The organism is Maribacter sp. LLG6340-A2 (genome assembly GCF_045057105.1).
Lineage (GTDB): Bacteria > Bacteroidota > Bacteroidia > Flavobacteriales > Flavobacteriaceae > Maribacter.
Window position 1 is genome coordinate 1,492,126 of record NZ_CP159332.1, and the last position, 22,480, is coordinate 1,514,605.

The window sequence follows — 22,480 nt, forward strand, 5'->3', positions numbered from 1 at the left end:
ATTTAAAAATTAGTTGTTAATAGTCCATGATAAATAGTACATAGACCCAATAAATCCAGTACCAAATGCAGTAAAATATTCCTTATTGGTAAGGTTGGTACCTCCTAGCTTGAACGTAGATTTTATACTAGGTACATCATAATTGATTTGCGCATCTACCACATGAAACTCTGGAACTACACCATTACCAAAGGTAGCTTCCCAGAAATAATCATCGCTAAATCTATAGGAAACATTGAATCCAAAATTGGTAAATAGTTCTTTGTTACCAAAAGAAGCCTTGAATTTGTGCTCAGGGGTATTGAAATTTAACATAACGTCCGGATTTGCATCACGGTCAAAATCAAGCTTTGTAAATGTATAACTTCCTTCTAAATCAAAATTCCCCAGAACTTTCATACTTAATCCCAAAGACGCTCCGTATGAATTTACATCTGCATCTGTATTTGTGTAAGCGCTATATGCCTGAAAGTCTCCATTTGAAATTGCCGCTATGGATAAACCTCCATCACCTACGGTACCATAATACGGTGCTACCACTACTTCTTGAGAAATGAAGTCTTGATAAGAGTTAAAATATGTACTAAAATCAATTACTAATTTATCAACCTTACCTCTATAACCAACTTCAAAGGAAGTTACTTTTTCAGGTTTAATAATATCTGGATTGGCTACTTCCAAATCAGCAGGATTTCCTGTTTCTCCCAACTTTGTTACAGAAGCTGCAGAATAAGAATTATTGTATGCCGCTGCCCCGGTTTGGGTGATTGTGCTAGGCTGCCCTAAAAGTTGCCCTCCACCACTAACTTCAAAATCCCTGGAATAACGATCTAAATTATCTGGAGCAGAACCTACCAAGATAGCCCTACCGGCATCTAAACCAATAAATAAATCTTGGGTGGTTGGGTTTCTAAAACCCGTTTGTGCAGAAGCCCTAATATTATGATCCCTGTTCAAGGTGAAACCTGCAGATAATCTTGGTGAAATAAAACCATCAAAAAATTCCGACTTATCATAACGCATAGATCCGGTTAATTTTAAGCTTTTTTCATTTTGAAAAGGAATTGTTTTTTGTATTTGTGAATATATACCGAACTCGGAATAATTTATAGGTCCATCAAAATCCGTATAAATGGTTCCAGAAGAATTTAAGCTATACTCTCTAAAGGAACCACCAACTTGGATTTCTGCCCAGTCTATTAAATGACTAAAGTTGTAATTGGCATCTGCATGATAATATTTTGAAGCATCCTGGAATTTTGAACCCGTTGACAAATCCGGATCATTGATACTTCTATTAAAAGCAGCTTGAAATTCTGGTGTTCCCGGTAAGAACCTTCCTGTTTCTGCCTGAGCCCTTGCCGCTGCATGAGCCTGCTCATCTGTTGCACCTGCCAATGTAGCTTGAACATAAGCACCCGTATACTCCCCAAACCAAGTGTTATCATCTTTCCAGGCCCGGTTAATATTTATACCTGTAAAAACCATGTCATAAGAGTCTCCGGCCTTATCCGCAACTACATACCCCCTTACAAAGAAATTGTCGTTTTTAACTTCCAATTTATGTTGCTCTTGAAAGAAACCTGCAATGTTGTATCTGTTGGTTCCCTGATAAATTGTATTACCAGTACCCACCTTACCTACATAAGACAGTTCTAAACTATTGTCTTCGATTGGCCTATAATAAAGACCCCAATCCGCTTTAATACTCTCTGCATTATAATTGGTCAATGCACTTTCATTATAACCTGTTCTACTAACTATTTGCGATGGCACCAGTGCATTGGCACCTGCAGGTAAAACACCCAAACCTTCCAAAGTAAGAGCTACATCTTTTATATCAGTTGCAACTTCATCTCCATATACGTTTATACCGTCATAGTTTAAATCTGCCCTTGTACCACCAGGTTTAGTTTTATCTACCTCACTTGTAGCGGCCCAATCTGTACCCTTTAGGTATCCAAAATTGACTTTTCCTGCAAATTTATCACTGAATTTATGCGCGGCCCTAATACCTACATCTGTATAGGCATTGTCCCCTGCAGATTTTTGGGAAGTAATACCACGTTTAATAGAAACGCTTATACCTTGATGGTCAAAAGGACTTTTACTACGCATGAACAAAATTCCGTTAAAAGCATTTGCCCCATATAATGCAGAAGATGCGCCTGGAAGCAATTCCACACTTGATACATCCGTCTCAATCATACCCACTAAGTTACCTATTGGAAAGTTTAGCGCTGGTGTAGAGTTATCCATACCATCTACCAATTGCATAAAACGAGTATTTGCAAAAGAGGCAAAACCTCTAGTATTTACAGATTTAAAGGTTAAACTATTGGTATTTACATCTACACCTTTTAAATTTTCCAATCCACCATAGAAATCTGCTGCTGTAGTATTTTTAATTTCAGAAAGACCCATTCTTTCTACGGTAACCGGCGACTCAAAAATTCGTTCCGGGGTTCTCGAAGCTGAAATTACCACCTCATCCAAAAATGTCTGAGATTCCGATAATACAACATTTATTGTCTGATTATTACTTGTTATAGATTCGATAGCATTTGTATATCCAATACTTGAAACTTCTATCTGAAAAGGAGGAACTTCAGAAGTTTCTAAATTGAAATTACCATCAAAATCCGTAACAGTACCAATAGTTTTACCAACAATAACAATATTGGCCCCGGGGATAGGCTGGTTGTTCTGATCAACAACCGTACCATTGATATTGGTCTGTGCAAACCCAAAGGTTCCAAAACCAATCAATGCTATAAGTAGTATTGCTCTCATTCTTATTTTAAGTTTAAAATTAGTTCGGGCTCAATATACAGATTATTTTATCTCAAAAATAGTAATTTGAAAAAAATTATGCATGCATAGTAATATTTTGATAATTAAACACCACTTATATTATGTTTTGCGCAAAAAAAAGCGGTATGGAGTTCTCCATACCGCTTTAAAAAAAATTTAAATATTGTTTATTCCACCGTAACCGATTTCGCTAAATTTCGAGGTTGGTCTACGTTACATCCTCTCATAACTGCAATATGGTATGAAAGAAGTTGTAAAGGTATCGTAGTCAATAAAGGGGTTAAGCTTTCTAAAGTTTCCGGCACCTCAATAACATGATCCGCCAAATCTCTTACCTGCTCATCACCTTCAGTAACAATAGCGATTATTTTACCTTTTCTTGATTTAATTTCTTGAATGTTACTAACCACTTTTTCATAATGTCCTTTTTTAGTGGCAATTACAAAAACAGGCATGTGTTCATCTATTAAGGCTATTGGACCGTGTTTCATTTCCGCGGCCGGGTATCCTTCTGCATGAATATAACTAATCTCCTTTAATTTAAGTGCCCCTTCTAAAGCTACTGGAAAATTATAGCCCCTACCTAAATACAAACAGTTGGTAGAATCTTTATATACATCAGAAATAATTTCGATCAAGGTATTGGACTCCAATGATTTTTCAACCTTTGAAGGTATTGTTTCCAATTCCGTTAAGTATTCGCGGTATTTGGCTTCAGAGAATTCTCCTTTAGCTTTGGCCAATCTTAGGGCCATTAGCGTTAATACCGTAATTTGAGTTGTGAAGGCCTTTGTTGAAGCTACACCAATTTCAGGACCTGCATGCGTATACGCACCTGCATCTGTCTCTCTGGCAATAGAAGACCCAACCACGTTACAAACTCCAAAAACAAATGCTCCTTTTTCCTTTGCAAGCTTAATAGCGGCTAAAGTATCTGCTGTTTCACCAGACTGTGAAATCGCAATCAATACATCTTTATCCGTAATAACCGGGTTCCTATATCTAAACTCAGAAGCGTATTCAACCTCAACGGGAATCCTTGCCAAATCCTCAAAGATATATTCAGCCACAAGACCTGCATGCCATGAAGTACCACAAGCAACGATAATTATTCTATTGGCATTGATGAATTTCTCCATGTTCTGCTCAATACCAGACATTTTTACCAACCCTTGATCAGCCAACAATCTACCTCTGTAAGTATCTTTGATAGCTCTTGGTTGCTCATAAATCTCCTTTAACATAAAGTGGTCATAACCACCTTTTTCTATCTCTTCCAAATTCATTTGCAATTCCAATATTCTTGGGTATGCAACTGAATCATCTTTAATTTTTCTTAATTTAATTTCCTTACCTAATCTAACAATAGCCATTTCCTCATCTTCTAGGTAAACAGCGTTATTAGTGAACTCAATAAATGGCGAGGCATCTGAAGCTATAAAAAATTCATTGTCCCCTATACCTATAGCAAGTGGACTACCTAACTTTGCAACAACTATTTCATCGGGCTTTTCAACATCAAAAACAGCAATAGCATAGGCACCAACCACTTGATTAAGCGCTATCTGAACAGCCTTGCCTAATTTAACATTTTCTGTTTTCTTTACTTCTTCAATCAAATTCACCAATACTTCGGTATCCGTATCCGATTTAAACACATACCCTCTTTTGGTCAACTCCTGTTTAATGGACTCATAGTTTTCTATAATACCATTATGTATGATAACCAAATTTCCTGAATTTGAATAGTGTGGATGAGAATTTACATCATTAGGAACACCATGGGTAGCCCATCTGGTATGCCCAATACCGATACTTCCCTCCAAGGAAATTTCTTTGGCCTTGCTCTTTAAATCCTCTACTTTACCCTTGGTTTTAGAAAGATTGATTTTATTACCATCATACAATGCAATTCCTGCACTGTCATAACCACGATATTCTAATCGTTGAAGACCTTTTATAATAACGGGAAAAGCATCCCTATGACCTATATATCCTACAATTCCACACATACAACTTATTGTTTGAAGACTAAATTTTAATTATCCTACACGAAAATATACCATCGTGACAAAAATTTATACCATTTAGGGTATACAACGTGAATAATCTATAAAATGATATATTACTACCAAATTAAATTTTAAGAATGCAAGAACCCTAGGTAATTAGTCGGTCTTTGTATAAAAAATTTCAAGCTTTAGACGCTTATCATAATTAGGATCAGTACTTGGAACACTACTACCATACAATACTGTTCCCAATGGAGTTAAATTTGAAGTCGTTGCAATAGATTTTTCACCTTCAGCAGTTTGAGCCGGTGCCACGTTCCAATTTTGGATATTGGTGGACAAGGTAAGTGCTAATGTTGCATTAGTGGAATCTCTTACCACTAGATTATTAATATGATCAGTAATTTTTACTGAATATTTTACCCCTTTTCCGTCCGATTTTTCCAAAATACCGTCATAATTAAGAAAAAGCCCTGTTATTGGGTTGGCCTCTAAATCATTTTGCTCCGTATTCTGATTGATCAATGGCAAATTGTTTTCAACATTATATAGGTATAACCTTATTGGCTCCAATTCATTACCGTTGGCATCCAATACCTCCCTATCTACATAAAACACCAAGTTTGCCTCATTAATAACCCAGTTTTCTGACCTAATTTGCTCAATGATATTTTCACCTCCATTTTCCTCGAACAAATTAATTTCAGCATAGGTTCCAGGACCACCTTTTAAATAAACCCTAGAAGCATTTTCCCCATTGTTCAATGATTCTGCAATTACCGGATCATAGTTCTCTGCTGTTATCGTATTCACCGCATTTCCATTTACGGAACCACTAGATACCTGTGTAATGAAATTTAGGATAAAATCTTTCTCATTCTTTACGTTGGGCGTATCATCACTGGTATCATCTGCCGTACCGTTTGTGTCATAACTGTCATAGCTATACGTTACGGTGATATTTGCCGCCTTTAGATCGAACATGAAATATACCTCGTTATTGTCCTCATCCGTAATCGAGAAATGCAGCCCCCTTAAAAACTCCTTAAAGTTAGCTTGGCTCAACAATTCTGAACTACCTTCCTTATCCAATATATTGGTTTGAAAAAAAGCCTTGTCCAAAGGTACACGTATACCAGGGTTCAACTTTGTAGAGGTAAGCGACTCATCTACATCGGTCGTAGTTTCGTCATCCTCATTAGCAATCAATTTTTCTTTATTATCGATTTTCACCTCACCATCATACAATACGTCGGACACAAAAGAAGGTGAAATTTCCTGGGATGTAAAGTATTCTTGAGATTCCTGAAAATTTGCATTAGGATCAAGGTCTCTTAAAAAGTATGTAGACCTTTCAACCTTTAAATTAAACGTAGGCAGATTAACATCGGACGCTTCGTCAAAATATAGACTATTGTCAAACTTTTTACCATTTATGTAAATACTGTCCAGCACTATACGTTCGGCAAAGTTATTAGAAACAATGGGTTCATCATTACCATCATATAAACCATCACCATCTGCATCTACACTACTAGCATCCAAAGGATCGGTTCCCGCAGCTGTTTCCAATATATTGGAAACACCATCTTTATCATTATCATTATCCGGATTCAAAGGTTCATCATCAAATTCATCATTCACCCCATCATTATCACTATCCACCGTATTGGATTTTGTCAAAAATGGAATATATAAGTACACTTCTTCTACCGTTTCGTTTTCTTGAATAACGGTTATGGACTCCCCTTCTTCACCTGCACTATTTTCCTTTTCTTGAGAGAAACTACCAAAAGTTGGGTTCTGTAAAGACAGCAAAACCTGTGATGTTACAGAAGCTTGCGTTTTACCATAGATAGGATCGGTGTAAGTACCAAGTTGATAAATAGGCAATTTATTGGATTGTACTGCTTCAATATTCTTGTTATAAGCAAATACATCGTATTCCTCTTGGCCAGTAGAAAAGGGTTCATTACCCACAACTCCCGAACCAACCGTTGTCAAATCCTGTTCACAAGAAACCAAAACTGCCAATATCAAAAACATTCCCAAAAACCTGGGAGTGGCGGACTTATCAAAAAAATTCATTCAGATTATTTTAAAACTTCTGTGTTATAAAAATTAGCATAAGCCTCTTCAAATTCTTGAACAGGCACATATGGTAACACTGGTTTTTCTTGGTTGGATATGTGGTTTTCTAATTCTTCTGGAATTTCTTCCGATGCTAAAATAATGGCATCTGCATAATCTACGGCCACCTTTAACAAATTATTATATGTAGGCTCTGCCAAGGATGAAATAGCTTCTTCCGGAATTCCGTCAAAAGCAATCTTTTTAATCATCTCTGAATCTAAGGTGCCATCAAAAGTTTTACCGTAAACGGACAAGACTATCTTACTATCACCGAACAAAGGTTCATCTGCATAGTATTTTTTAAGATACAAAGGCAAAAGACTCGCCATCCATCCATGTACATGAATAATATCTGGTGACCAATTTAATTTTTTAACCGTTTCCATTACCCCTTTGGCAAAAAAGATTGCCCTTTGGTCGTTATCTGGAAACAACACCCCCTGTTTATCCGTAAACGTAGCCTTTCTCTTAAAATATTCTTCGTTATCTATAAAATAAACTTGAATACGTTCTTTAGGAATAGATGCTACCTTAATAATCAATGGCATATCCATATCATTAATTACCAAGTTCATACCAGAAAGACGTATTACTTCGTGCAGTTGATGCCTCCTCTCATTGATATTCCCATAACGAGGCATGAAAATCCTTATTTGGCCACCATTGCTGTTGACCATTCTAGGTGCTTCATAAGACATTAGGGAAACTTCGTTTTCGGGTAAGTAAGGAACTAATTCAGAAGATACAAATAATATCTTTTTACCATTCATAAAGGTTATATTTTATTTTTCACAAGAACGCAAGTGCAAAATTACAAAAAATATAGAGATTAGCAGTAATTATAGTAAGTTTGCTCGCTAAATTACATTTTACATGTTGGTAATCAAGACCAAAAACGACCTTAGGGCAGAACTGGACAAAATAGATAAGGAGCTAAGTTTGGGCTTTGTACCCACAATGGGCGCACTTCATGAAGGACACGTCTCGCTGATAAAAAGAGCGGCTGAAGAAAACAACCATGTTGTAATAAGTATTTTTGTAAACCCTACACAATTTAATAATAGTGAGGATTTGGAAAAATATCCTAAAACATTGGATAATGATATAAATTTAATTAGTACTGTAACGAATGATGCCATCGTTTTTGCCCCGTCCGTTACTGAAATCTATGAAAAAGACGTTACCCACAAACTATATGATTTTGACGGATTGGATAAGGTAATGGAAGGAGAATTCAGGGACAACCATTTTAATGGCGTTGGCACTATCGTAGAGAAATTACTTCGACTTGTTTCACCCAACAAAGCTTACTTTGGCGAAAAGGACTTTCAACAATTGCGTATTATTCAAAAAATGACAGAATTACAGCATATACCAGTTGAAATACTTGGCTGTGAAATTGTACGGGAAAAGAACGGACTTGCAATGAGCTCACGAAATGAAAGGTTGAGCGATGCCATACGACTAAAAGCTGCATTCATTTACGAAACACTAAAAACCGCTAAACAAAAATTTGGCACAGAAAATGTTGTAAGTATAAAGAATTGGGTGAATAAGGCTTTTGAGCAAAACGTTGATTTTCAATTAGAATATTTTGAAATAACCGATAGCGCAACCTTAACACCGGCAAAGAAGAAACACAATAATATTAAATATAGGGCGTTTATTGCAGCCTATGCCGAAAATGTTAGGCTTATAGATAATTTAGCCCTTAATTAACTAATTTAGAATGATGCAAGTACAAGTTGTAAAATCCAAGATACATAGAGTTAAGGTTACTGGCGCTGACCTCAACTATATTGGCAGCATAACCATTGATGAAGATTTAATGGATGCCGCTAATATTATAAGGGGAGAAAAGGTTCAAATCGTGAACAATAATAATGGCGAGCGTTTAGAAACCTATGCCATACCGGGACCAAGGTCTAGCGGAGAAATAACTTTGAACGGTGCCGCCGCAAGAAAGGTTGCCGTAGGAGACATCCTTATTCTTATTACCTATGCATGGATGGATATGGAATCTGCAAAAGAATTTAATCCTTCATTGGTTTTTCCTAACGAAGCAAACAATTTACTGACCTAAAATTGACGAACGGTCTAAAACATAAATTAAAGGTTATACTCCCAATTGCATTGGGAGTTTTTTTAGTTTGGTATTCTTACACTAGCACCACCCCAGAAAATAGATCTCAAATTCTATACTATATTAAGGAAGCAAATCCCTTGTATGTCTTTCTTTCCGTACTAATGGGTATTTTGGGACATATTTCAAGAGCCATAAGATGGAACTATCTTTTGGAACCACTAGGATATAAGCCCCGCATTACAAACAACATTCTGATTATCCTTACCTCTTATTTTGCCAACTTGGGCATACCTAGAACAGGTGAAGTTTTAAGAGCTACCGCACTAACCACGTATGAGAATGTTCCTTTTGAAAAAGGATTTGGAACAATAGTTACGGAAAGGGTTATAGATGTAATTATGTTATTGCTTATAGTTTTGATTACTTTTCTATTACAGTCCGAAATTATTATGGCCATGCTAATTGAGCGTGGCATTAATTTTACAGGAATCTTATTGCTTACCGGTGCCGGCATTTTCTTCCTTGTAATTTTCGTATTATTTATCAGAAAAAGTTCCAGTAGCATTGCCAAAAAAATAAAAATATTTGTAAAAGGCCTTATGGACGGGGTTTTCAGTATTTTTAAAATGAAGCATAAGTGGCTGTTCATCTTCCATACATTATTTATATGGGCGTGTTACATTGGTATGTTCTGGGTAATAAAATTTACCCTTTTAGAAACCTTGTCGCTATCTCTTGGACAATTGCTCGTAGCGTTTATTGCCGGTTCTTTTGCAATGGCCACGACTAATGGCGGAATAGGCCTTTATCCTATTGCGGTAAGCAGTGCTTTGGCCATTTTCGGCATAAGCACCGTTTCCGGAGATGCATTTGGGTGGATCATTTGGATCGCACAGACCTTGATGATAGTTGTTTTTGGTGCAATATCTTTTCTTTTATTACCGTTATTAAACAGAAACAGATAGCCGTCGCTATTTACAACTTGCTCTTTATGCGTAATTTCTTATTTATATACGCACTTTTTTTAAGTGTGATATCCTACTCTCAAGTTAGCCAAGAAATATTTGAATCTTTTAAGCTACAAGAAAGAAGAGACGTTCAATACTATTTTCCAGAAAATCTGGACGATACCAAAAAATACCCACTTATCATTGTATTGGACGGAGAATACCTTTTTGAACAAGTTGTGGCATCCTCTAAATTTTATAGTCAATTTCATGGTATGCCCCAAAGTATTGTTGTAGGCATAAACCAAAGTGAGAATGAACTTAGGTTTGAGGATTGCGCTTTTGATCCGGATAACGGGCTACCTTCTGAAAAAGGAAAAAGTTTTTATGAATTCATTGGTATGGAGCTTATTCCATATTTAGACCTTAACTATAGCACCGCTCCCTTTAAAATGATTGTTGGTTATGACATTACCGCCAATTTTGAGAATTATTGGTTATTTAAGGATAATTCTATTTTTGACGCTTATATCTGTATTTCCCCAACCCTGGCACCAGAAATGGAAACAAGGGTGCCCATGAGGCTAAATACATTTGACAACCAAATTTTTTATCAATTAATTGTTGAAGGTGAAGACAATAAGCAAACAAAAAAAATTATGGCAATGGACCAAGGTATTAAAGCTTTGGATAAAGAGTCTCTACATTATTATTTTGATGAATATAAAAATGCAGACCATATTTCTGTAGCTACGTACGGCATTGGAAAATCTTTTGATAATATTTTTGGCATCTTTAAACCCATTACACCTCAAGAATATAAATCACAGATACTTACGAGTGAAGAACCGGTATATACCTATCTAGAAAAAAAGTACCAAAATATTGTGGACATATTTGGTTTTAGTAAACCTGTAGAATTAAATGATATTATGGCCATATATGCCGCCTCAAGAAAAAAAGAGGATTTTGAATCCTTAAAACCTTTATCAGAACTATGCAAAAAAGAATATCCAGAAACCATGCTAGGTTTTTATTTTGAAGGTGAATACTATGAACAGTTAGGAGAACCCAAAAAAGCACTTAGAACATTTGAAAAAGCTTTTCAAATGAAAGAAATAGATTTTTTAACCAAAGAAATGGCACTTGAAAAAATGGATGCACTGAAAGCTGATTTTGGCTTTTAAAAAGAATTAATAAACGGCTAGTCCCAAATTAGCCCAACCTACTTAATTATGATTAAAATTGACGCAATGTACTTCGTGTTTTCCGGAGTGCTCTTTACTTATTTTGGATTAAAAGGAGAATTTATCCTTACCTACAACGGCATTGCCCTTTTTATGGCATGGGCATCATTCTTTCTTGCATTTAGCGCTTTTAAAAAAGAAAGATCTAGTAAAGGCTAATTCAAAATTTCTTTCTAGAATTTACTCATCGCAAACTTCTTGCTACCTTTAGTCACTTTTTAAATACTAAAGATGGCCAAAACAAAAACTGCCTTTTTTTGTCAGAATTGCGGCACCCAATATGCCAAATGGGTTGGGCAGTGTTCTGCTTGTAAACAATGGAACACCGTAGTTGAAGAAGTTGTTCAAAAAGAAGAAAAATCAAGCTGGAAATCTCCATCACAAACGGTAAAAAGGGTTTCAAAACCTCTTTTGGTCAACGAGATCAGTATTGAAAAAGAAGTCCGTTTAAATACGTACGACCTTGAGTTTAACAGAGTACTTGGAGGGGGGCTGGTTCCCGGCGCCTTAGTTTTGTTAGGCGGGGAACCCGGTGTTGGTAAAAGTACACTGCTCTTACAAATAGCCTTAAAATTGCCCTACAAAACCTTATATGTTTCTGGAGAAGAAAGCCAAAAACAAATTAAAATGCGTGCAGACAGGATTTACCCCAATAGTGAAACTTGTTTAATACTGACAGAAACCAAGACTCAAAATATATTTAAACAAATAGAAGCCACAACTCCTGATATTGTGGTTATTGACTCAATACAAACCCTACATACCGACTATATAGAATCTGCGGCCGGAAGTATATCCCAAATTCGTGAGTGTACCGCTGAACTTATAAAATTTGCCAAAGAAACCAACACACCTGTAATATTAATTGGTCACATTACAAAGGATGGATCCATAGCCGGGCCAAAAATATTGGAACATATGGTAGATACCGTTTTGCAGTTTGAAGGGGATCGTAATTATGTTTACAGAATTCTACGATCATTAAAAAATAGATTTGGCTCTACGGCAGAACTAGGAATTTATGAAATGCAAGGCAGTGGCCTTAGGGAGGTCAACAACCCCTCTGAAGTGCTGATATCAAAAAATGAAGAAGGACTTAGTGGCACGGCAATTGCCTCTACAGTTGAAGGTATGCGGCCTTTGTTAATAGAAATACAAGCTTTGGTAAGTACGGCAGTCTATGGTACGCCCCAGAGATCTACTACAGGATACAATGCCAAACGTTTAAATATGCTGTTGGCGGTATTAGAAAAACGAGCCGGATTTAAACTTGGGGCCAAAGATGTTTTTCTCAATATCACAGGCGGTATTTCCGTAGATGACCCTGCAATAGATTTGGCAGTTGTAGCAGCCATACTTTCCAGTAATGAGGATATTCCTATACCAAAAGGAATCTGTTTTGCCGCAGAAGTTGGTTTGGCCGGTGAAATTAGACCTGTACAACGTGTGGAGCAACGTATAACGGAGGCCGAAAAATTAGGCTATACTACTATTATAGTGTCTAAAAACAATAAAATTGGACTTAAATCTACAACCATCAAAGTACTGATGGCCTCAAAAATTGAAGAGGTAGTGCGGCACTTGTTCGGTTAACGTTTGTCGCGCATTATTCGTGCAAAAACCATTATGACAATGACCACGGCCGCAATGACCACAATTTGCCAAAAGCCTATTTTTAAAAGTATATATTTAATCATTTATGGTGCGGGATTTGGTAAACGTTGGTGTATGACATCAATTTCATTAATAATTTCCTCAGTAAGCTGCACTTCTATGCTCCCAATATTTTCTTTTAATTGACGCATTGTTGTAGCACCAATTATATTGCTGGTTACAAAATGTCTACTGTTTACAAACGCCAATGACATTTGAGCTAGGGAAATTCCGCTAGACTGTGCCAATTCATAATATTGCTTTGTAGCTTCAGATGCGGTTTCGCCTACATATCTATTATATTGGGGAAAACGCTGCAATCGTGAACCTTCAGGCATACGCCCTCCTAAATATTTTCCACTTAATGCACCAAAGCCCAATGGGGAATATGCCAATAAACCAATTTGCTCCCTTGCAGATATTTCTGCCATTCCTACCTCATATAACCTATTGAGCAGACTATAGGGGTTTTGCACCGTAATCATTCTTGGCAGAGTGCCATGAACCTTACTTTCCTCCAAGTAGCGCATGGTACCCCATGGGGTTTCATTGGACACCCCAACATGCCTAATCTTACCTTCGCGAACCAAATCACGTAACGTTTCCAGTATTTGGTGAATATTATCCTCCCAATGATCTGCAATATCATGTGTGTACCCGCGTTTCCCAAAATAATTTGTACTTCGTTCTGGCCAGTGTAATTGATATAAATCAATATAATCTGTACCCAATCTCTGCAGACTTCCTTCTACCGCCTCAATAATGGAATCCCTAGAAAATCCGGTAGTCCTAATAAACTTGGACATTTCTGCTCTTCCGGCAATTTTACTGGCAAGGACAATATCTTCACGATTTCCTTTTTTCTTGAACCAGCTACCAATAATTTTCTCTGTAACGGCATACCTGTCTTTGTGTGCTGGAATTGGATATAATTCGGCCGTATCAAAAAAATTGACCCCTTGCTCTACTGCATAATCCATTTGGGCATGACCTTCTGCTTCGGTATTTTGGTTGCCCCATGTCATGGTTCCCAAACAAATTTTACTTACTTCAATATCTGTGTGCGGTAAATTGGTGTAGATCATGCAACAATAAAATTTTATCAATTCAACGCAAAGCTAATAAATATATTAAGGTAACTTGCCTCATTTACCTCATCTATCTAGCTCAATTAGAATAGGACAATGATCGCTGTGTCTTGCTTCTGATAGAATAACGGACCTGGATAATCTATTTTTTAAGGTATTTGCCACCATGGCGTAATCTAACCGCCAACCTTTATTATTGTTTCTTGCGTTGGCCCTATAACTCCACCACGTATAATTTTCGGGTTCTTCATTAAACTCCCTAAAACTATCCACAAAACCGCTTGCTATAAAATTCCCTATCCATTCACGCTCAACAGGTAAAAATCCCGATACGTTCTTTAACCCTACCGGATTATGGATATCCCTTGCTTCATGACATATATTATAGTCTCCCAAGACAATAAGGTTAGGGTGTGTTTTCCTTAATGTATTGACATATTCCTGAAAATCGTCCATATAGGTTAGCTTAAGGTCTAACCGTTGAATATTGGTCCCAGAGGGCAAATACATACTCATAATGGATATATCCCCAAAATCTGCTCGGATATTCCTGCCCTCAAAGTCCATATATTCAATTCCTGTTCCAAAAACTACATTATCGGGCTTGGTCTTTGAAAGAATGGCTACACCACTATAACCTTTCTTTTGGGCACTAAACCAATAATTATACGCGTAACCTGCCTGCTCAAATAATGATACATCCAATTGCTCTTCATGTGCCTTAATTTCCTGAAGACACACTACATCTGGTGAAACCGCCACCAACCAATCTAAAAAGCCTTTTTTTAAAGCGGCTCTTATGCCATTTACATTGTATGATATAACTTTCATTTACGCTATTTTGTTTCAAAAATAGAAAACCATACTAAGTTTCAGGAACAAGAAACCCATTAAAATAAGTAATTTCACAGTTTATAAGACATGATATACTGTTTGAATGACCAAAACACAAGTATGATGAAATATTTTATTCCTTTTGCCACCCTTCTATTTTCTATTTCAATGGCCGGACAAGCCTATTATAATGACTTTTATAGACATGAAATAAAATTTAATGCCGGTCAATTTTTGGTGACCTCCGCAATAGAAAGTTCTTATGAGTATTATTTGAACGAGGATACCAGTTTAGGAGGCAGCATGTATTTTAATGGTGACGCCACCGCATATAATGGTAACTTTGGAATAGGGCCAAATATAAGGGCATATTTTGGCTACACCCCACAGAGCGGTTTTTTTGCAGAAGTTTTTGGATTGTATTACACGGGCGAAGACGATGAAGTGTCACAAAACCTAGGAGGTAGGGATTATGATTATGCTACCACGGCAATTGGGCTAGGCGCAGGCTCTAAATGGACCACACGAAGTCAAAGATTCATTATTGAAATACATGGTGGATTAGGAAGAAATATAAACCCAGAAGATTTTCAGACAGACTTCATGTTCAGAGCAGGGCTGTCATTAGGTTTTCGTTTTTAATAGGTATTTTTGACGTTTAATTTTTTATGAAAACAATTCTTTCCTTTCTTTTTTCTATTACATTTTGCTTAAACTTTTTTGCCCAAAACACAACTTTAAAAGATAGTGTAACACAGCTAAGGGAAGTTATAGTAATAGACACCCTGACCGCCAAAAACGCCATAGGCATTATACCATCCAAAATCATTGGGGCAAGCGTGTTCAATAATTATAGCCCAGTAGATTTCATTGGAGCAATAAACCAAGTGTCTGGTGTATATGCTTTATCAGGAGCTTTAAACACCAATAGAATTACCATTAGAGGTGTTGGATCCAGAACACCGTTTGGCACTGACAAATTGAGATTATATTACAACAATATACCGGTAACAAATGGTACAGGGTTTTCTACCATAGAAGCCTATGACCTTGAAAACCTTACCTCCGTTGAAATAATAAAAGGCCCTAAAGGAAGTAGTTTTGGCACCAATTTAGGCGGAGCCATAATCCTGAATACCAAAAAATTAGAAAACCGGCCCACTGCATTTACCAACAAAACCACTATTGGCTCTTACGGACTTATTAAAAATAACCTGGCATTCACCCACAATCAGAACGACCTGTACCTTTCTTTTCAATATGGCCATATGGAAATTGATGGCTACAGGGAAAACAATAGATTTGAACGTGATGGTTATTTACTGAATACTATTTATAGGTTATCCAAAAAAAGTGAAATAGGAATACTGTTCAACCATATTGATTATTCTGCACAAATAGCAAGCTCCATAAATCAATCAGATTTTGACGAAGACCCTACACAGGCGGCATTTACTTGGAAAAATGCCCAGGGGTATGAGGACAACAACTATAGCCTTATAGGAGTATCGCACACTTATAGACCTACGGGCAATTTAACGAATACCAGTAGTGTTTTTTACACCTACCTAGACCATTATGAACCCAGACCTTTTAATATATTGGACGAGTATACCAATGGCTTTGGTTTTAGGAACCTATTCTCCGGCACCCTTAATATATCTGATAAAGCACTTACCTATACATTTGGCGGAGAACTATATAAGGACGAATATACTTGGGGAACTTTTGAAAATTTATATGAGCAAAATAATGGCAATGGCAGTCTTAAGGGAGAAAGATTATCGGACAACAAAGAATTTAGGACACAGATAAATGGCTTTGCCACAGCGGGGTATTCCTTCTCTGAAAAACTTACCGCCCAAATTGGTCTTAACATCAATAAAACCAAATATGATTTTAGAGATCGTTTTACTGAGGGAGAATTTAATAAAAGTGCCCAACGCAATTTTAAAACCCTGTTCTTACCTAGTATGGATTTAAGGTTCACCCCATCGGCCCAAAGTCAATTTTATTTAAATATCAGCAGAGGTTTCAGCAATCCCAGTCTTGAAGAAACACTTACCCCATCTGGTGTCATTAACCCAGACATACAGCAAGAAATAGGAATGAATTATGAACTGGGAACCAAACTCACCAATAAAGATCAAAAGATGCAATTAAGAATTGCGGTTTATTTAATGCCAATTAACAATCTTTTAGTGGCCAAAAGAATAGATGATGATCAATATATTGGCAGAAATGCAGGAAAGACAGAACATAAAGGCCTTGACCTAGATTGGAATTATACTTTTTATCTATCCCCTAAAATATCCATTGCCCCTTATTTCAATTATTCCTTTAGCGCTCATAAGTTTATAGAATTTACGGATGAGGAGGCGGAACAGGATTATGCCGGAAATTCCTTAACCGGAGTTCCCAAACACAAAATCAATTTAGGGCTACAATCTACATTTGGCAATGGTTTCTATGCTAACATAACACATCAGTTTGTAGACAGCATTCCATTGACCGATGCCAATAGTATCTATAGTGACTCCTTTAATGTATTAAACGCAAAATTAGGATATGCGACTTCTTTGAACGACCATTTTAACCTAGGTATACATTTTGGCGTCAACAATATTACGAATACTACCTACGCGCAATCCGTTTTAATAAATGCAAGTAGTTTTGGAGGTAATGCCCCAAGATATTTCTATCCTGGGAACAATACCAACTATTATGGTGGCGTACAATTAAAATACACCTTATAGGTCTTCTATTCCATCTTTTTTAACCACGTCCTCATATCAACCGCATCATGTATGATTTGGTTTAGTGAGGATATTGAAACACGTTCTTGTTCCATGGTATCTCTATGCCTAATGGTTACCGTTTGATCCTCCTTTGTCTGGTGATCCACAGTTATACAAAATGGAGTACCATTGGCATCCTGTCTTCTATATCTTCTACCTACGGCATCTTTTTCATCATAGACCACATTAAAATCCCACTTGAGATCATCTATTATACTATGGGCAATTTCGGGAAGACCATCCTTTTTCAACAATGGTAAAATTGCAGCTTTAACGGGAGCTAAAACCGGTGGCAATTTAAGTACGGTCCTGGTGGTATTGTTCTCTAACTCTTCTTCTTTGAGAGAATTGGAAAATACTGCCAAGAACATCCTATCTAAACCTATAGAAGTTTCAAGTACATAAGGCACATAGTTCTTATTTACCTCATGGTCAAAATATTGTAATTTTTTACCGGAGTGCTCTTCATGACTTCCTAAATCAAAATCAGTTCTGGAGTGTATGCCCTCAAGTTCCTTGAAACCAAAAGGAAAACGGAATTCTATATCTGCGGCAGCATCTGCATAATGTGCCAATTTTTCATGATCATGAAAACGGTAATTCTCTTCGCCCAAACCTAAGGATAAATGCCATTTCATACGCTTTTCCTTCCAAACCTCATACCATTCTTTTTGCGTTCCGGGCTGAATAAAAAATTGCATTTCCATTTGTTCAAATTCACGCATTCTAAAAATAAACTGCCTAGCAACAATTTCATTTCTAAAAGCTTTACCGGTCTGTGCAATACCAAACGGAATTTTCATTCGACCAGATTTTTGAACATTTAAAAAGTTTACAAAAATACCTTGGGCAGTCTCCGGTCTTAGATACAGGTCCATTGCCGTATCTGCGTTTGCACCAAGTTTGGTGCCGAACATAAGGTTAAACTGTTTAACATCTGTCCAATTTTTTGAACCTGACATAGGACATGCAATATCCAACTCTTCGATCAAGGCTTTTACATCTGCTAAATCCTCGTTTTGCAAGGACTTCCCTAAACGTGATAAAATAGTTTTACCCTGCAATTGATAATCAACAACCCTTTGGTTGGTCTCTAAAAAGGTTTGTTTATTAAAAGCTTCTCCAAATCTCTTGGCCGCCTTATTGACCTCCTTTTCTATTTTTGCATCTATTTTGGCTACATAATCCTCAACCAAAACATCTGCCCTATATCTTTTTTTGGAATCCTTGTTATCTATCAACGGGTCATTGAAAGCATCTATATGTCCAGAAGCTTTCCATGTTGTGGGGTGCATAAATATTGCCGCGTCAAGACCAACAATATTATCGTTGAGCTGTACCATTGCCTTCCACCAATAGTCGCGTATATTCTTTTTGAGCTCAACACCGTTTTGACCATAGTCATATACCGCACTTAACCCATCATAAATTTCACTTGATTGAAATACATACCCGTATTCCTTTGCGTGGGATATTACACGCTTAAAATCATCTTCTTGCTTTGCCATGCGGCAAAAATAGAACAATAGCCCAAAAAATGAATAATTATTTTAATTGAAATTCAGAAGAAGTAATTAAACGTTCATCCTCAAAGACATTCAAGGTATAATTACCGGGAATTAAAGAACCTTCTGGTATAGTAATGGCTTCACAGATATAAGACTCCACACCTGTAAAATTAAACTCTACTCTTTTACTATATATATTTCCGTTAACGGTTATCGTATTTGCATTATCCTCTATAATCTGTTTATTGGGGTCTAAGAATTGAAGGTAAATAATCTTTTCGTTATCGGCTTCGCTCTCGTCTGCCAAAATTGTTACACAACCCCTTAATTTTTCAATTATTGAAGCTTTATTAGTTTTGGTTGGCCTTGTATTCCTAATTAATCTAAAACCACTACCTTCCGCATTGGCCATTTTCAAGTAGCTTTTGGTTTTTAATTTTTGGTTCAATTCCAAAATTTTCCTTCGCTGTAAAGCTTCTGCCTCTGCCAATGAGTTGCTATTGGCTCTTAATTGTTCCACCTGCTTTCTTGATTCATCATATTTATCGGTCAAAAGCATGTTATTGTAGCGTAAGAAATTGTTCTTTAAGATCAAGCTATCGTTCTTGGACTCCAACCTCCTAAGTTCACTTTTAAACTCCCTTAATTTTTCAACGGTAAAATTTAATCTGCCTACCGAATCTAAAAGTTCCTGTACCCTAAATTTAGAATCCTGTAATTCTATCTCGTTCATTTCGTTCTTTGCGGCAAGGCGATCCACATCTGCCTTCATGATGGTAAGGTCCCTTACCAATATAGCCTTCTCCTGCTCCAAAAAGTCTATTTGTGCACTAGACTGTGCATAACTGTAATAAAATGCGATCAATAGCGCAATGATCACAGCCACAAATGCAGCGAGCAAAATCTTATAATTGAATTTGTTATCTTGATTGTCCATTTAAAACACGGCCTGTAGGTTAATTTAATCTGTAAAATTTGATGCAAAACAGAATTTCAAATATACTAAAGGATGTTACCAACATTCTCCTGCCTATATCATGTTTTGGATGTAATGCACGATTATACGGAGGAGAGGTTATGCTCTGCACACTTTGCCGACATCAATTACCACTCACCGAGTATAATTTTAACGATGAAAATGCCGTTGACCGTATTTTTTATGGTCGAATTAACATTAAAAAGGCAAATTCTTTCCTTTTCTTCACCGATATTGGTATCGTAAAAAACCTAATTCACCATTTAAAATACAAAAATCAGGAAAAAATTGGTTTGTTTTTAGGGGATTGGTTTGGGCAGATTTTGAAAGCAAATGGCCATCTTAATTCAATAGATTATGTAATACCCGTTCCCTTACATCGTAAAAAGTTAAGGAAACGCGGCTATAACCAAGTAGCATTGTTTGCCCAGCGTATTGCATTTCATATTAATGCTACCTATGCAGACGACCTACTCATTAAAACTGCCAATACCAAAACACAAACAAAAAAGAGCAGATTGGGGAGGTGGTATGATAACCGTTCTTTATATGAAATTAAAAATAGTCACTTGCTAGAACATAAGAACATCTTGCTTTTAGATGATGTCATTACCACTGGAGCCACCATGGAAATTTGTGCTAGTAGTTTTAAAAAAATAGAGGGCGTAGTTATTTATATAGCCAGTATGGCCTTTGTACAATAGGCTTACTTTTAAACAAAATATGTTGTTTCTTTGTGGTCGATTATAGCACTTATGAGTAGAAAAATTCTAGGTTTTATATTTTTATTTATCATCTTATTGGTGTCTTACCAATGTGCACAAAGAGGTACACCTACGGGCGGCCCAAAAGATGTAACCCCCCCAGTATTACTCAGGGCGGAACCGGCCAACCTAACTACAAATTTCAATGGAAAAAAGATTAGACTTTATTTTGACGAACTGGTTAAATTAAAGGATATACAAAAGCAACTGATAGTATCTCCTCCCTTAAAATATGCTCCTGTATTATCACCCTTAGGAGGTGCCAATAAATTTGTAGAAATAACAATAAAGGATACGTTAGCGCCCAACACCACCTATACGCTTAATTTTGGAAGGGGTATTGTGGACAATAATGAGGAAAATGCCATTCCGTTTTTTACATATATATTTTCTACCGGAGATTATATTGATTCTTTAGAACTTTCTGGCGTGGTAACCGATGCCTTTAATAAAAAAGTTGATCAATTTATAAGTGTAATGCTCTATAAAATTGATACCAGTTATACCGATTCTACCATATATAAACGACCTCCTAATTACATTACAAATACGCTGGATAGTGCCGTAATTTTTAAGCTTAAAAATTTAAAAGAAGGTAAATATGCGCTATTTGGCCTAAAAGATGCTGCCAACAATAATGTGTTTGATCAAAAAACGGATAAGATAGGATTTGTAGAGGATACTATAAATTTACCTACAGATTCCACATATTTATTGAATCTTTTCAAGGAAATACCGGATTATGGGGTAGCCGTACCCAGCATGGAGGCAAGTAATAAAATTAGTTTTGGGTATTACGGAGATGGTTCTAACATTGAACTTGAGCCTTTAACTTCCCTGCCAGACTCCGTTAAATATATAGTGGCAAAAGAAAGAGAGAAAGACACATTGAATTTTTGGTTTACCCCGTTTGAAATGGATTCTATCTTGTTTTCAATTACCAATGAGCAGCTTAAAATAAAAGACACTTTTAACGTCAAAAACAGAAAAGTTGCCTTTGATTCCTTAAAAATATCAATGAACCAAAGAGGAAATATTGAATTTGACCAACCTATAAATTTACAGATTAACTCTCCCTTAATTAGTTTTGATACTACCAAAATTAATTTAATGGATAAAGATTCTATACCCGTGGTCCACACCATAAAATTGGATACCTTGGAAAATCAATTAAATTTTGGCTTTAACATAGAAACCAGTCAAAATTACCAATTGGAACTTTTACCCGGTGCAATCACAGATTTTTTTGAACAAACGAACGATACTTTATCTTATAACTTTAAAACAAAAAGCCCTGCAGATTATGGTAATTTGACCTTAAACCTCAACGGCAACTCCATACAATACCCTATCATTGTACAACTAACTAATGAAAAAGGGGAAGTTCAGCGCGAAAAATATGCCACAGAAGCGCAACCTTTTGAATTCACCAACCTAAATCCAGGTAAATATTTAGCTAGGGTAATTTATGATCTGAACAGAAATGGAAAATGGGATACAGGAAACTTTCTTCAAAAAGTACAGCCCGAAAGAGTAAGTTACTACCCAACCCTTATAGAATTACGTGCCAATTGGGAGAAAATAGAAACTTTTAATTTAATAGAATAACCTATTATTTAA

18 protein-coding genes are annotated in these 22,480 nt (G+C 36.5%); 10 read left to right on the forward strand and 8 right to left on the reverse strand.

Annotated elements, in window-relative coordinates:
- Positions 1 to 9 precede the first annotated feature (9 nt).
- The 4 genes from ABVM52_RS06315 to ABVM52_RS06330 all read right to left on the reverse strand — a co-directional run bounded on the left by ABVM52_RS06315 (position 10) and on the right by ABVM52_RS06330 (position 7,729).
- Positions 10 to 2,793, reverse strand: a complete 2,784-nt coding sequence (locus ABVM52_RS06315) for a TonB-dependent receptor (RefSeq protein WP_405384567.1) — start codon at positions 2,791 to 2,793, stop codon at positions 10 to 12.
- A 188-nt stretch (positions 2,794 to 2,981) separates the two neighbouring features.
- Positions 2,982 to 4,826 carry a glutamine--fructose-6-phosphate transaminase (isomerizing) gene (glmS, locus tag ABVM52_RS06320; RefSeq protein ID WP_405384568.1) on the reverse strand — a complete coding sequence of 615 codons (1,845 nt, stop codon included), beginning with the start codon at positions 4,824 to 4,826 and terminating at the stop codon, positions 2,982 to 2,984.
- A 156-nt stretch (positions 4,827 to 4,982) separates the two neighbouring features.
- Positions 4,983 to 6,914: a DUF4270 domain-containing protein gene (locus ABVM52_RS06325; RefSeq protein ID WP_405384569.1), complete on the reverse strand. Its 1,932-nt coding sequence runs from the start codon at positions 6,912 to 6,914 to the stop codon at positions 4,983 to 4,985.
- 5 nt (positions 6,915 to 6,919) lie between these two features.
- A complete protein-coding gene (locus ABVM52_RS06330; protein WP_405384570.1) occupies positions 6,920 to 7,729 on the reverse strand; it encodes a glycogen/starch synthase in 810 nt (269 codons plus the stop codon).
- A 103-nt stretch (positions 7,730 to 7,832) separates the two neighbouring features.
- On the opposite strand from ABVM52_RS06330, the gene panC reads away from it, so the two are divergent.
- From panC to radA, 6 genes are all read left to right on the forward strand, one after another.
- The gene (gene panC / locus ABVM52_RS06335) at positions 7,833 to 8,678 is read left to right on the forward strand and encodes a pantoate--beta-alanine ligase (protein ID WP_405384571.1); all 846 of its coding nucleotides are present in this window, start codon (positions 7,833 to 7,835) and stop codon (positions 8,676 to 8,678) included.
- 13 nt (positions 8,679 to 8,691) lie between these two features.
- Positions 8,692 to 9,042, forward strand: a complete 351-nt coding sequence (gene panD, locus ABVM52_RS06340; protein WP_405385108.1) for an aspartate 1-decarboxylase — start codon at positions 8,692 to 8,694, stop codon at positions 9,040 to 9,042.
- A gap of 2 nt (positions 9,043 to 9,044) precedes the next feature.
- Positions 9,045 to 10,010, forward strand: coding sequence for a lysylphosphatidylglycerol synthase transmembrane domain-containing protein (locus tag ABVM52_RS06345; RefSeq protein WP_405384572.1), 966 nt, complete (start codon positions 9,045 to 9,047; stop codon positions 10,008 to 10,010).
- A 26-nt stretch (positions 10,011 to 10,036) separates the two neighbouring features.
- On the forward strand, positions 10,037 to 11,179 hold the full coding sequence (locus ABVM52_RS06350; protein ID WP_405384573.1) for an alpha/beta hydrolase: 1,143 nt from the start codon (positions 10,037 to 10,039) through the stop codon (positions 11,177 to 11,179).
- A gap of 48 nt (positions 11,180 to 11,227) precedes the next feature.
- Positions 11,228 to 11,398: a hypothetical protein gene (locus tag ABVM52_RS06355; RefSeq protein ID WP_405384574.1), complete on the forward strand. Its 171-nt coding sequence runs from the start codon at positions 11,228 to 11,230 to the stop codon at positions 11,396 to 11,398.
- A gap of 72 nt (positions 11,399 to 11,470) precedes the next feature.
- Entirely contained in the window at positions 11,471 to 12,832 is a 1,362-nt protein-coding gene (gene radA / locus ABVM52_RS06360) for a DNA repair protein RadA (RefSeq protein WP_405384575.1), read from the forward strand.
- Between the two features lie 104 nt (positions 12,833 to 12,936).
- Here radA and ABVM52_RS06365 read toward each other — a convergent pair whose 3' ends face one another.
- Together ABVM52_RS06365 and ABVM52_RS06370 are read right to left on the reverse strand one after the other, a co-directional pair.
- Positions 12,937 to 13,977 (reverse strand): aldo/keto reductase, encoded by a 1,041-nt coding sequence (locus tag ABVM52_RS06365; RefSeq protein ID WP_405384576.1) that lies wholly within the window; start codon positions 13,975 to 13,977, stop codon positions 12,937 to 12,939.
- 69 nt (positions 13,978 to 14,046) lie between these two features.
- Positions 14,047 to 14,811, reverse strand: coding sequence for an exodeoxyribonuclease III (locus ABVM52_RS06370; RefSeq protein ID WP_405384577.1), 765 nt, complete (start codon positions 14,809 to 14,811; stop codon positions 14,047 to 14,049).
- A gap of 123 nt (positions 14,812 to 14,934) precedes the next feature.
- On the opposite strand from ABVM52_RS06370, the gene ABVM52_RS06375 reads away from it, so the two are divergent.
- Together ABVM52_RS06375 and ABVM52_RS06380 are read left to right on the forward strand one after the other, a co-directional pair.
- Positions 14,935 to 15,456 carry a DUF3575 domain-containing protein gene (locus ABVM52_RS06375; protein ID WP_405384578.1) on the forward strand — a complete coding sequence of 174 codons (522 nt, stop codon included), beginning with the start codon at positions 14,935 to 14,937 and terminating at the stop codon, positions 15,454 to 15,456.
- Between the two features lie 26 nt (positions 15,457 to 15,482).
- Positions 15,483 to 17,570 carry a TonB-dependent receptor domain-containing protein gene (locus ABVM52_RS06380; protein ID WP_405384579.1) on the forward strand — a complete coding sequence of 696 codons (2,088 nt, stop codon included), beginning with the start codon at positions 15,483 to 15,485 and terminating at the stop codon, positions 17,568 to 17,570.
- A 5-nt stretch (positions 17,571 to 17,575) separates the two neighbouring features.
- On the opposite strand, the gene ABVM52_RS06385 is transcribed toward ABVM52_RS06380, so the two are convergent.
- Both ABVM52_RS06385 and ABVM52_RS06390 read right to left on the reverse strand, forming a co-directional pair.
- Positions 17,576 to 19,120 (reverse strand): glycine--tRNA ligase, encoded by a 1,545-nt coding sequence (locus ABVM52_RS06385; protein WP_405384580.1) that lies wholly within the window; start codon positions 19,118 to 19,120, stop codon positions 17,576 to 17,578.
- Between the two features lie 37 nt (positions 19,121 to 19,157).
- Positions 19,158 to 20,057 carry a hypothetical protein gene (locus ABVM52_RS06390; RefSeq protein ID WP_405384581.1) on the reverse strand — a complete coding sequence of 300 codons (900 nt, stop codon included), beginning with the start codon at positions 20,055 to 20,057 and terminating at the stop codon, positions 19,158 to 19,160.
- A gap of 41 nt (positions 20,058 to 20,098) precedes the next feature.
- Between ABVM52_RS06390 and ABVM52_RS06395 the strand changes: the two genes are divergently transcribed.
- Together ABVM52_RS06395 and ABVM52_RS06400 are read left to right on the forward strand one after the other, a co-directional pair.
- Positions 20,099 to 20,800, forward strand: a complete 702-nt coding sequence (locus ABVM52_RS06395) for a ComF family protein (RefSeq protein ID WP_405384582.1) — start codon at positions 20,099 to 20,101, stop codon at positions 20,798 to 20,800.
- A gap of 51 nt (positions 20,801 to 20,851) precedes the next feature.
- Positions 20,852 to 22,468 (forward strand): Ig-like domain-containing protein, encoded by a 1,617-nt coding sequence (locus ABVM52_RS06400; RefSeq protein WP_405384583.1) that lies wholly within the window; start codon positions 20,852 to 20,854, stop codon positions 22,466 to 22,468.
- The last annotated feature ends 12 nt before the right edge of the window (positions 22,469 to 22,480 follow it).

Bases quoted from the DNA above. Each gene is read 5' to 3' on its own strand.
- ABVM52_RS06375 (WP_405384578.1), top strand. From the start codon at position 14,935: ATGATGAAATATTTTATTCCTTTTGCCACCCTTCTATTTTCTATTTCA.
- panC (WP_405384571.1), top strand. From the start codon at position 7,833: ATGTTGGTAATCAAGACCAAAAACGACCTTAGGGCAGAACTGGACAAA.
- ABVM52_RS06390 (WP_405384581.1), bottom strand. From the start codon at position 20,057: ATGGACAATCAAGATAACAAATTCAATTATAAGATTTTGCTCGCTGCA.
- ABVM52_RS06325 (WP_405384569.1), bottom strand. From the start codon at position 6,914: ATGAATTTTTTTGATAAGTCCGCCACTCCCAGGTTTTTGGGAATGTTT.
- ABVM52_RS06365 (WP_405384576.1), bottom strand. From the start codon at position 13,977: ATGATCTACACCAATTTACCGCACACAGATATTGAAGTAAGTAAAATT.
- ABVM52_RS06330 (WP_405384570.1), bottom strand. From the start codon at position 7,729: ATGAATGGTAAAAAGATATTATTTGTATCTTCTGAATTAGTTCCTTAC.
- panD (WP_405385108.1), top strand. From the start codon at position 8,692: ATGCAAGTACAAGTTGTAAAATCCAAGATACATAGAGTTAAGGTTACT.
- ABVM52_RS06350 (WP_405384573.1), top strand. From the start codon at position 10,037: ATGCGTAATTTCTTATTTATATACGCACTTTTTTTAAGTGTGATATCC.
- ABVM52_RS06385 (WP_405384580.1), bottom strand. From the start codon at position 19,120: ATGGCAAAGCAAGAAGATGATTTTAAGCGTGTAATATCCCACGCAAAG.
- ABVM52_RS06370 (WP_405384577.1), bottom strand. From the start codon at position 14,811: ATGAAAGTTATATCATACAATGTAAATGGCATAAGAGCCGCTTTAAAA.
- ABVM52_RS06355 (WP_405384574.1), top strand. From the start codon at position 11,228: ATGATTAAAATTGACGCAATGTACTTCGTGTTTTCCGGAGTGCTCTTT.
- ABVM52_RS06315 (WP_405384567.1), bottom strand. From the start codon at position 2,793: ATGAGAGCAATACTACTTATAGCATTGATTGGTTTTGGAACCTTTGGG.
- radA (WP_405384575.1), top strand. From the start codon at position 11,471: ATGGCCAAAACAAAAACTGCCTTTTTTTGTCAGAATTGCGGCACCCAA.
- ABVM52_RS06400 (WP_405384583.1), top strand. From the start codon at position 20,852: ATGAGTAGAAAAATTCTAGGTTTTATATTTTTATTTATCATCTTATTG.
- ABVM52_RS06395 (WP_405384582.1), top strand. From the start codon at position 20,099: ATGCAAAACAGAATTTCAAATATACTAAAGGATGTTACCAACATTCTC.
- glmS (WP_405384568.1), bottom strand. From the start codon at position 4,826: ATGTGTGGAATTGTAGGATATATAGGTCATAGGGATGCTTTTCCCGTT.
- ABVM52_RS06380 (WP_405384579.1), top strand. From the start codon at position 15,483: ATGAAAACAATTCTTTCCTTTCTTTTTTCTATTACATTTTGCTTAAAC.